10 protein-coding genes are annotated in these 9908 nt (G+C 53.2%); 8 read left to right on the forward strand and 2 right to left on the reverse strand.

Annotation, left to right across the window (positions count from 1 at the left end):
* Positions 1–100 precede the first annotated feature (100 nt).
* The 5 genes from FHS19_RS13465 (at position 101) to FHS19_RS13485 (ending at position 5214) form a co-directional block, all read left to right on the forward strand.
* Positions 101–1279: a NupC/NupG family nucleoside CNT transporter gene (locus FHS19_RS13465; protein ID WP_183582299.1), complete on the forward strand. Its 1179-nt coding sequence runs from the start codon at positions 101–103 to the stop codon at positions 1277–1279.
* Between the two features lie 47 nt (positions 1280–1326).
* On the forward strand, positions 1327–2508 hold the full coding sequence (deoB, locus tag FHS19_RS13470) for a phosphopentomutase (protein WP_183582300.1): 1182 nt from the start codon (positions 1327–1329) through the stop codon (positions 2506–2508).
* 49 nt (positions 2509–2557) lie between these two features.
* Positions 2558–3265 (forward strand): purine-nucleoside phosphorylase, encoded by a 708-nt coding sequence (gene deoD / locus FHS19_RS13475; RefSeq protein WP_183582301.1) that lies wholly within the window; start codon positions 2558–2560, stop codon positions 3263–3265.
* 63 nt (positions 3266–3328) lie between these two features.
* Positions 3329–4630 (forward strand): pyrimidine-nucleoside phosphorylase, encoded by a 1302-nt coding sequence (locus tag FHS19_RS13480; RefSeq protein ID WP_183582302.1) that lies wholly within the window; start codon positions 3329–3331, stop codon positions 4628–4630.
* 143 nt (positions 4631–4773) lie between these two features.
* Positions 4774–5214: a MarR family winged helix-turn-helix transcriptional regulator gene (locus FHS19_RS13485; RefSeq protein WP_183582303.1), complete on the forward strand. Its 441-nt coding sequence runs from the start codon at positions 4774–4776 to the stop codon at positions 5212–5214.
* Between the two features lie 132 nt (positions 5215–5346).
* On the opposite strand, the gene FHS19_RS13490 is transcribed toward FHS19_RS13485, so the two are convergent.
* Both FHS19_RS13490 and FHS19_RS13495 read right to left on the reverse strand, forming a co-directional pair.
* Positions 5347–5667 carry a DUF4190 domain-containing protein gene (locus tag FHS19_RS13490; RefSeq protein WP_076171824.1) on the reverse strand — a complete coding sequence of 107 codons (321 nt, stop codon included), beginning with the start codon at positions 5665–5667 and terminating at the stop codon, positions 5347–5349.
* 230 nt (positions 5668–5897) lie between these two features.
* Positions 5898–6773 (reverse strand): AraC family transcriptional regulator, encoded by an 876-nt coding sequence (locus FHS19_RS13495; protein WP_076171697.1) that lies wholly within the window; start codon positions 6771–6773, stop codon positions 5898–5900.
* A 224-nt stretch (positions 6774–6997) separates the two neighbouring features.
* Here FHS19_RS13495 and FHS19_RS13500 point away from each other — a divergent pair, with 224 nt between their 5' ends.
* The 3 genes from FHS19_RS13500 (at position 6998) to FHS19_RS13510 (ending at position 9846) form a co-directional block, all read left to right on the forward strand.
* Complete coding sequence (locus FHS19_RS13500) at positions 6998–8056, forward strand: Gfo/Idh/MocA family protein (protein WP_183582304.1); 1059 nt, start codon at positions 6998–7000, stop codon at positions 8054–8056.
* Entirely contained in the window at positions 8053–8910 is an 858-nt protein-coding gene (locus FHS19_RS13505; RefSeq protein ID WP_076171703.1) for a sugar phosphate isomerase/epimerase family protein, read from the forward strand. Before FHS19_RS13500 ends, FHS19_RS13505 begins: the two co-directional genes overlap by 4 nt.
* Before the next feature lie 63 nt (positions 8911–8973).
* Complete coding sequence (locus FHS19_RS13510; RefSeq protein WP_183582305.1) at positions 8974–9846, forward strand: sugar phosphate isomerase/epimerase family protein; 873 nt, start codon at positions 8974–8976, stop codon at positions 9844–9846.
* Positions 9847–9908 lie beyond the last annotated feature (62 nt).

Raw genomic sequence — 9908 nt, forward strand, 5'->3', positions numbered from 1 at the left:
TATTGTAAACCGGGCGGGAAGCTTCCGTTTTCTATTCATACCAAGCCTGTAAGCGCTTAATAGATTTGGTTTCATAAAAATTTCAACTGGGGAGACAGCTATGAAATATTTGATTGCGGTACTAGGGTTACTTGTTGTTTTCGCCCTGTCTTTCGTGGCCAGCAACGACAAGCGGAAGATCCGCTACCGTCCGCTGGTGATCATGATCATTCTCCAGGTTATTCTGGGGTACGTTCTGCTTAACACTGTGGTCGGTACCGTGCTGATCAAAGGCTTTTCCGGCATTTTCGAAAAGCTGCTGGTTTATGCGGGCGAAGGGGTCAACTTCGTGTTCGGCGGCATCGCCAACGAAGGACAAGCGCCGTTTTTCCTCGGCGTACTGCTGCCGATCATATTCATTTCGGCACTGATCGGCATCCTGCAGTATTTTCGCATCCTGCCTTTTATCATCCGGTACATCGGCCTCGTGCTGAGCAAGGTGAACGGCATGGGCAAGCTGGAGTCGTATAACGCGGTCGCTTCCGCGATCCTGGGACAGTCCGAAGTGTTCATCTCCGTGAAAAAGCAGATCGGTCTTCTGCCGAAGCACCGGCTGTATACGCTGTGCGCCTCGGCCATGTCCACCGTGTCGATGTCGATCGTCGGTGCCTACATGACGATGATCGACCCGAAATACGTGGTTACCGCGCTGGTGCTGAACCTGTTCGGCGGGTTTATTATCGCCTCGATTTTGAATCCGTACAAGGTCACCAAGGAAGAAGATGAACTTGTCGTCCAGGAAGAAGAGAAGCAGTCCTTCTTCGAGATGCTGGGCGAATACATTATGGACGGCTTCAAGGTCGCCATTACGGTTGCGGCAATGCTGATCGGTTTCGTCGCCCTGATCGCCCTGATCAACGGCATCTTTGACGGCATCTTCGGTATTTCGTTCCAGGAACTGCTGGGCTATATCTTTGCTCCGTTTGCCTTTGTTATGGGTGTTCCATGGAAGGAAGCGGTGGAAGCGGGAAGTATCATGGCCACCAAAATGGTGTCCAACGAGTTTGTTGCCATGCTGGAACTCGGCAAGCATACCGCATTGTCCGCACGCACCACGGGCATCGTGTCCGTGTTCCTCGTTTCCTTTGCGAACTTCTCGTCCATCGGCATTATCGCCGGCGCGGTTAAAGGCCTCCATGAGAAGCAGGGTAACGTCGTCGCACGTTTCGGCTTGAAGCTGCTGTACGGGGCAACGCTGGTCAGCGTCCTGTCCGCGACCATCGCCGGATTGTTTCTGTAAAAGCCCTGCATCATGTATACTCTAGGATGAAGGAGTGATTGTAATTTATGCCAAACTTTAAACGTATCCACCTGATTGTTATGGACTCCGTGGGGATCGGCGAAGCGCCGGATGCCGCCCAGTTCGACGACTTTGACGTCGATACCTTCGGGCATATTGCCCGTGAGCGCGGCGGCCTGAACATGCCGAATATGGGCAAGCTCGGCTTGTCCAACATTCGTGAAATCGAAGGGATTGCCAAAGCGGACAAGCCGCTTGCGTATTATACAAAAATGCAGGAAAAATCCGCGGGAAAAGACACGATGACCGGCCACTGGGAGATCATGGGGCTGTACATCGACACGCCGTTCCGGGTGTTCCCGGATGGCTTCCCTGACGAATTGATTCAGCGGATCGAAGAGAAGACTGGCCGCAAAGTCATCGGCAACAAGCCGGCGAGCGGCACTGAAATTATCGACGAGCTCGGGGAAGAACATATGAAGACGGGAGCGCTCATCATCTACACCTCCGCCGATTCCGTGCTTCAAATCGCGGCTCACGAAGAGATCGTTCCGTTGAAAGAACTCTATGAAATTTGCGAGTTCTGCCGGGAAATTACGTTGGACGATCCTTACATGCTGGGCCGGATCATTGCCCGTCCGTTCGTGGGCGAGCCCGGATCCTTCAAGCGTACCGCCAACCGCCACGACTATGCGCTGAAGCCGTTTGACCGTACCGTGATGAACGAGCTGAAGGATGCGAATTTCGACGTCATCGCGATCGGCAAAATTTCCGACATTTACGACGGGGAAGGCGTGACCAAGGCGATCCGCACCACGTCCAACATGGACGGCATGGACAAGATCATCGGTGTCATGGACGAGAACTTTACAGGACTCAGCTTCCTGAACCTGGTAGACTTTGATGCGCTGTACGGCCACCGCCGCGACCCGCAAGGATACGGGCAAGCCCTGGAAGAATACGATGCGCGTCTGCCTGAAATGTTTGCCAAAATGACGGATGACGATCTTCTGATCATCACAGCCGATCACGGCAACGATCCGACATACCGCGGCACCGATCATACGCGTGAATACGTGCCGCTGCTGGTGTACTCGCCGCGCTTCGCCAATGGTGGCAGTGAGCTTCCGCTGCGGAAGACGTTTGCCGATCTCGGGGCGACCGTGGCCGAGAACTTTGGCGTCCCGATGCCGAAATACGGAACCAGCTTCCTGGGAGACCTGAAGTAGCACGATATTACAATATACATGAATCCATGACCTATGGGGAGGAAAAGAAATGAGCACTCATATTGGAGCCAAGGCAGGAGAAATTGCAGAAACGATCCTTTTACCGGGGGATCCGCTGCGCGCCAAATTCATCGCGGAAACGTATTTGCAGGATGTGCAATGCTACAACGAAGTGAGAGGCATGCTCGGTTTTACAGGCACGTACAAAGGGCAGCGCATTTCCGTGCAGGGAACCGGCATGGGAATTCCGTCGATCAGCATTTACGTCAATGAACTGATCCGCGAGTACGGCGTCAAAAATATGATGCGCGTTGGCACCTGCGGCAGCATGCAGGAGCATGTGCATGTGCGTGACGTCATCCTTGCGCAGGCTTCCTGCACCGATTCCGGCGCCAACCGCCATCAATTCGGAGGATACGATTTTTCGCCGATCGCCAGCTTCAACCTCCTGAAATCCGCTTACGATAAAGGGATCGAGAAGGGCTTGAAGCTGCATGTGGGCAACGTATTCAGCTCCGACATCTTCTACCGCGACGATAAATCGATCGTCGAGAAGCTGATGGAGCACGGCGTCCTGGCGGTTGAGATGGAAACGACAGCCCTGTATACGCTCGCTGCCAAGTTTGGCGTCAATGCATTGACCCTGCTGACCGTTAGCGACCACCTCCTGACGGGTGAAGAAACGAGTGCCGAGGAGCGCCAAACCACGTTTAACGACATGATGGAAGTGGCTTTGGAAACGGCGATCGGACTGTAATCGCAGCATTCTTTCATCCCATTCACAGACTAACAAACCCATGGAAAGCGAGGCAGACATCCGATGAGAATGGTTGACTTGATTGAGAAAAAACGGGACGGTGGCGAGCTGTCCACGGAAGAGATTAATTTCATTATTGAGGGATATACCAAAGGCGATATTCCCGATTACCAAATGAGCGCATGGGCCATGGCCGTATTTTTCCAGAACATGACGCAGCGCGAGCGCGCCGATCTCACTATGTCTATGGTGAACTCCGGCGACACGATTGACCTGTCCGCCATCGAAGGCGTCAAGGTCGACAAACACTCCACCGGCGGTGTGGGCGATACGACGACGCTGGTGCTGGCACCGCTCGTGGCGGCACTGGACATTCCGGTGGCCAAAATGTCGGGCCGCGGCTTGGGCCATACCGGCGGCACGATCGACAAGCTGGAGGCGATTGAAGGCTTCCACGTGGAGATCGACCGCGAAGAATTCGTGCGCCTGGTGAACCAAGACAAAATCGCCGTGATCGGGCAGACCGGCAACCTGACGCCGGCCGACAAGAAGCTGTACGCGCTGCGCGACGTGACCGGCACGGTCAACTCGATCCCGCTGATCGCTTCCTCGATCATGAGCAAAAAAATAGCCGCAGGCTCAGACGCCATCGTGCTCGACGTGAAGACGGGCGCCGGCGCTTTCATGAAAACGGTCGACGACGCCAAGGAACTGGCTCACGCGATGGTCAGCATTGGCAACAACGTCGGCCGCAAGACGATGGCCGTGATCTCCGACATGAGCCAGCCACTGGGCTTCGCGATCGGCAATGCGCTGGAAGTAAAGGAAGCCATTGATACGCTGCAGGGCAAAGGGCCGAAGGACCTCGAAGAGCTCTGCCTCGCCTTGGGCCGCCAAATGGTGTTCCTGGCGAACAAAGCCAGCTCTCTGGAAGAAGCCGAAGAGAAGCTGAAGGAAGTCATCCAGAACGGCAAAGCGCTGGAGAAATTCAAGGAGTTCATCAAGAACCAGGGCGGCAACCCGGATGTCGTCGACCATCCGGAGAATCTTCCGCAGGCCAAGTTCCAGATCGAAGTACCGGCGAAGGAAGACGGCGTGGTCGCCGAGATCGTCGCCGACGAGATCGGAACGGCAGCCATGTGGCTGGGTGCCGGCCGTGCGACGAAGGAATCCGAGATCGATCTGGCCGTTGGCCTGATGCTGAACAAGAAGATCGGGGATTCCGTGAAGAAGGGTGAGTCGCTCGTCACGATCCATGCGAACCGCGAAAACGTGGACGACGTGATCGGCAAGATTTACGACAATATCCGGATCTCCGATCATGCTGAAGCCCCAACCTTGGTATACGGCATCATCACAGAGTAGGCCCCTCAGGCTGGAGCCTGGAACTCGCAGAAGTTCCAGGCTTTTTTTTATATTGCTTCGGGTTTATTGACCAAGCCGGTAAATCCAGGTATAATTCAGCATATGTAGTTGATTAGTAAACAATTATTTCGAGGTGAAGAGTATTGGAGGAGACAGGCAGTGTTTCCAGGTGGATATCGGTGCTGCACCGCCAGTTTCAAATCTATTTGAACCGGGAATTGAAGGAGCATGACATTAATTCGTCGGAGTATATTTTCCTGGTCAACTTGTATATCGAGGACGGGGTATCGCAGGAGAAGCTGTCGGCCAACCTGTTTATCAACAAGGCGGCGACGGCCCGCGCGATCAGCAGGCTGGAGGAGCTCGGTTATGTCAAGCGGACGCGGGATCCGCAGGACAGCCGGGCGTATTTGGTGACCCTGACCGAAAAAGGGCTGGAGAAGCGGAAGTTTATCAAGTCGAAGCTGAAGGCGTGGACGGAGATCATTTCCAGCGGCCTGACCTCCGAGGAGACCGATGAGATGATCCGCAAATTAAAGCTTATGTCCGCCAATGCGGTGGCGGAAACGAAGGGATTGTCATGAATCAGCTGGCTGAGGAAGGCAGATCATTGTCATGGAACGTCCTGCTGCACAGAAACCGTACCAATTTTAATACAGAAAAAAGGAATGGGCTGCGGGATGCCTCATTCCTTTTTTGTACCCGTTTGGACGGGATTATGCCGTTTTCACTCTTGGTACGGTGGACATCACGTCATACAAAGTGGACGAGTCGATATCCGATCCAAAGAACGCGACCGCGAGCACGACGAAGAGCAGAATCAGGCCCCATAGGAGCACGCCGATAATGCCGCACACCAGTCCGGCAATCGCCATGCCTTTTCCTTGTTCATACCCCCGTTTGAGTTCCTTAAAAGAAAGGGCGGCAAAAATGATTGCCAGAATCCCCAGGATAAATCCTATGTACAAGATCATTACGCTTAGGATGCCGAGCACCATTGAGGCAATGGCTTTGCCGTTCGTCTTGGGCGGCGTCATTGGCGGCTGCGGCTGAAAATTTTGATACGGGTCTGGTGAATGTGGATCCAACTGTGATTTCCTCCTCCTGCATTTGGCAGAATGCTTTATGTTTATATATTCTGCTTAACATGTCTATTATCACTTAGCCGGCCCTTTTTGTCGATATTTTTTCGGTCGAAATTCCCAGATTTGACGCACCTTTTCCTGCTTTATCCGAACAGAAGAACCGTTCATGAAACCGGTGCTTTCTATACGCTGAAGCTCTTCCGGAGCTCCGAGGGGGATACATGCTTGTATTTTTTGAAGGCCCGGCTGAAATAATAGATGTCCTTAAAACCGGAAGACAGGGCGATCTCCGAAATGTTCATTCTGGAGTTGCGCAGCAGGTATTCGGATTTGTTGATCCTAAGCGTATTGACATATTCGGTCACCGTCCGCGCCGTAAGCTCCTTGAACAGGCGGCTGAAATGAAAACGGCTGAGCCCGGCCAGCCCGGCCAGCAGATCGACGGACAGTTCTTCTTGGTAGTGCTCCTCAATATATTGAAAAATAGGGGTAAACCGCTCTAAATTTTTCAGCCTGTACAGACTTTCTTCCGGAGAAAGCGTATCTTTGCCGTAGCGGCGCAGCAGTATGGCGAGCAGACGATACAAATAGGATTTGATCGACAGCTCATAGCCGAGTTCCCGTTCGTCCATTTCCCGGATCAGGGACGTGGCGCACTCGGTGATTTCCGGATCACCGGAAATTTTGCTTGCGAACATAATCTGGTTCTGCGTAATCGGCGTAATAAACTTCGTTTCGACGGCGTCCGGCGTCTGGCTCTGCAGCAGCTTGATATCGACGATCATCGCATAATAGACCAAATCATCGGACAGGCACACCCCGTAATGCAGGTCGTTGCTGTTCACGACCACCATCTCACCCGCTTGAACTTCATAAGGAACCGAGTTCAGCTCGATGAGCGCGGAGCCTTTGGTGAAATACAGAAACTCCATATGATTGTGCCAATGATGGGTAAACAGCGTTTTCCCGTATTCCTTGGCGGTACAATAATGGATCTTCATCGGAAAAAAACGGTCGGGCATATCCATCGGCTCCAGCAGAGCAAGGGGTCTATCCATCCAAGTCACCTCAAAATCGCACAATAAGATAAATTATTAGCATAGCTCTTCATGGCAGTTCTGCCTGTTCTTATTATAATTCATTATATACAGGTTGAACTCATTTTTTTGCACCGTGACCGCCTGATCGTGCTTGCCTTTTTATGGGTGGTATTCACGCGCAGACCGGGTTCAATCTACATTTGGAAGCCAAATGCGAGAACCAAAAGGAGAGTTGAAAACGCATGGATAAAGTAAGAGTAGCTGTAATCGGAGCAGGGTCCATTTCGGAATCCCATTTGAACTCGTATCAAAACAATCCGGAGGCGGAGATCGTCGCGATCTGTGACTTGAACGGGGAAAGAGCCAAGGCCGCTGCCCAGAAATACGGAGCTCAGAAAACATATACCGACTATCATGAACTGCTGGCTGATCCGGAGATCGATGCCGTGAGTATCTGCACATGGAACAACCAGCATGCCGAAATCAGCATAGCGGCAGCCAAAGCGGGCAAGCATGTCCTGGTGGAAAAGCCGCTGTGCAGAACGGTTGAGGAAGCGCTTCAGATCCAGGAAGCTGCGCATGCCGGCGGAAAGGTGTTCCAAGTGGGCTACGTGCGCCGTTTTGACCCGAACGTCGCCGTGCTGCAGAGCTTTATGGAGAGCGGCGAAATCGGTGAGCTGTACTACGCCAAAGCTTCGCTTCTGCGCCGCGTGGGCAATCCGGGCGGCTGGTTCGCCGACAAGGAGCGTTCCGGCGGCGGGCCGCTGATCGACATTGGCGTGCATGCGATCGACCTATGCTGGTATATGATGGGCAAGCCGAAGGTAAAATCGGTATCCGGCAACGTATATCACAAGCTGGGGAACCGCAGCCACGTGAAGAACTATTCTTTTTACAAAGCGGCCGACTATGACGCCAGCAAAAACACCGTGGAAGATATGGCGAACGCCCTGATCCGTTTTGAGAACGGAGCATCGCTGCTCGTGGACGTCAGCTTTTCCCTGCATGCGAAGCAGGATGAAGCAGCGATCAAGCTGTTTGGCACGAACGGCGGCTTCGAAATCGATCCGGCTCTGGTCATCGTCACGGAGAAAAACGATACAATCCTGAACATCCAGCCGCAGGTGGACAACAAAGGCTTTAACTTTGCGGCCGCATTCCAGAACGAAATCAATCATTTCATCGAAAATATTAAAAACGGCACGGAGCCGATCGCCACAGTCGACGACGGCGTGGAAATGATGAAGATTCTGAACGGGATTTACGAATCCTCTGAGAAGGGAGTCGAAATTCAGCTATGAAAATCGGAGTAAGCACATACAGCCTGTACCGTCCGATTCAATCGGGTGAAATCACGGTTCTGGGCGCGATCGAGAAAATCGCCGAAATGGGCGGAGAGCACGTGGAAATCGTTCCGATCGGATACACCTTGACCGGGAATCCGGAGCTGGTGGATCAGATCGTGGCCAAGGCGAAGGAAGTCGGAATCGACGTATCCAACTATGCGATCGGCGCCAACTTCGCTGTGGACACCGAGGAGGCTTACCGCAAGGAAATCGAACGCGTCAAAGGGGAAGTAGACATCGCGGCACGCCTCGGCGTGAAGCTGATGCGCCATGACGTAGCCAGCCGCCAAGACACGTCTATCAAACAGTTTAACCAGGAGGTTGGACGTCTGGCGGAGGCATGCCGCGAAATTGCCGATTATGCGGCGCAGTATGGCATTACGACAAGCGTAGAAAACCACGGCTATTATATCCAGGCAAGCGACCGCGTACAGACGCTGGTTCAAGCCGTGGACCGGCCGAACTTCCGGACGACGCTGGACGTGGGCAATTTCATGTGCGCGGATGAGGATCCGGTGGCCGCCGTTAAGAATAACATTCCCTATGCTTCGATGGTGCACATCAAGGACTTTTACCTCCGGCCTGCCGCCCTTAATCCGGGTGACGGGTGGTTCCGCACCGCCAGCGGGAATTTCCTGAGAGGCGCCATTGCGGGACACGGAGACATCAACCTGCGCGAATCGATTCGAATCATCAAAGAATCCGGTTTTGACGGTTACTTCTCGATCGAGTTTGAAGGAATGGAAGACAGCTTTCAGGGAACCAAAATCGGCTTGGAGAACGTCAAGCGTTTCTGGAACGAGGTTTAAGCCGAAAATCAAAGCAGCCAATCTTTTAAATGATTCAGCATATACAAGGGAGAGGTGACTGGAATGAACAATAAAATCGGCGTCATCGTCGACAGCTTCCGGGTCGGGGTCCGGGAAGGGCTGGCCAAGGCGAAGAAGGTAAGAGCGGACGGCGTGCAGATCTATGCCGTGAGCGGCGAAATGGACCCGGCTAACCTGTCTGCGGCGCAGCGCAAGGAACTGAAAAGCTATATCGAGTCCCTGGGATTGGAAATTTCGGCGCTGGTGGGCGACCTCGGCGGATACGGATTCCAGGATAAGACGGTTAATGCGGAGAAAATCGAGAAGTCCAAGCGAATTCTCGATCTGGCGGTAGAGCTCGGAACCAGCGTCGTGACGACGCATATCGGACTTGTGCCGGAAGACAAGAGCAGCGAAATCTACCAGACGATGCATGATGCATGCGAGGAACTGGCTTCTTATGCCACCAGCATGAACGCCTTCTTTGCGATTGAAACGGGTCCGGAGCCTTCCGCACGACTGAAGGATTTCCTCGACGGGCTTGGCTCGAAAGGCGTATCCGTCAACTTTGACCCGGCAAACATGGTCATGGTAACCGGCGATGATCCGGCAGAAGGGGTGTACAACCTGAAGGATTACATCGTACATACCCACGCCAAAGACGGTATCCGCTTAAAAGAAGTACCTGCCTATTACATCTATGAGACACTCGGCTTTGAGCCGCCGGCCAACGAGAACAATACCTTTGTTCCGGGGGAAGGGCAGTATTTCCGCGAAGTGCCGCTGGGCGAAGGCAGCGTGAACTGGCAGAGCTACTTGCAGGCGCTGAAAGATATCGGCTATCAAGGATACCTGACCATCGAGCGCGAGGTCGGGGAAGATCCGGAAGCGGATATTTCCAAAGCGGTGCAATTTTTGAAGCAGTTCCGGGGATAAGCAGCCGCTTGGCATGAACGGTCAAAGCCTCGAAAATGAATGAACAACAAAAACAGCGAATG

This window comes from Paenibacillus rhizosphaerae (assembly GCF_014192015.1).
GTDB lineage: Bacteria > Bacillota > Bacilli > Paenibacillales > Paenibacillaceae > Paenibacillus_AQ > Paenibacillus_AQ rhizosphaerae.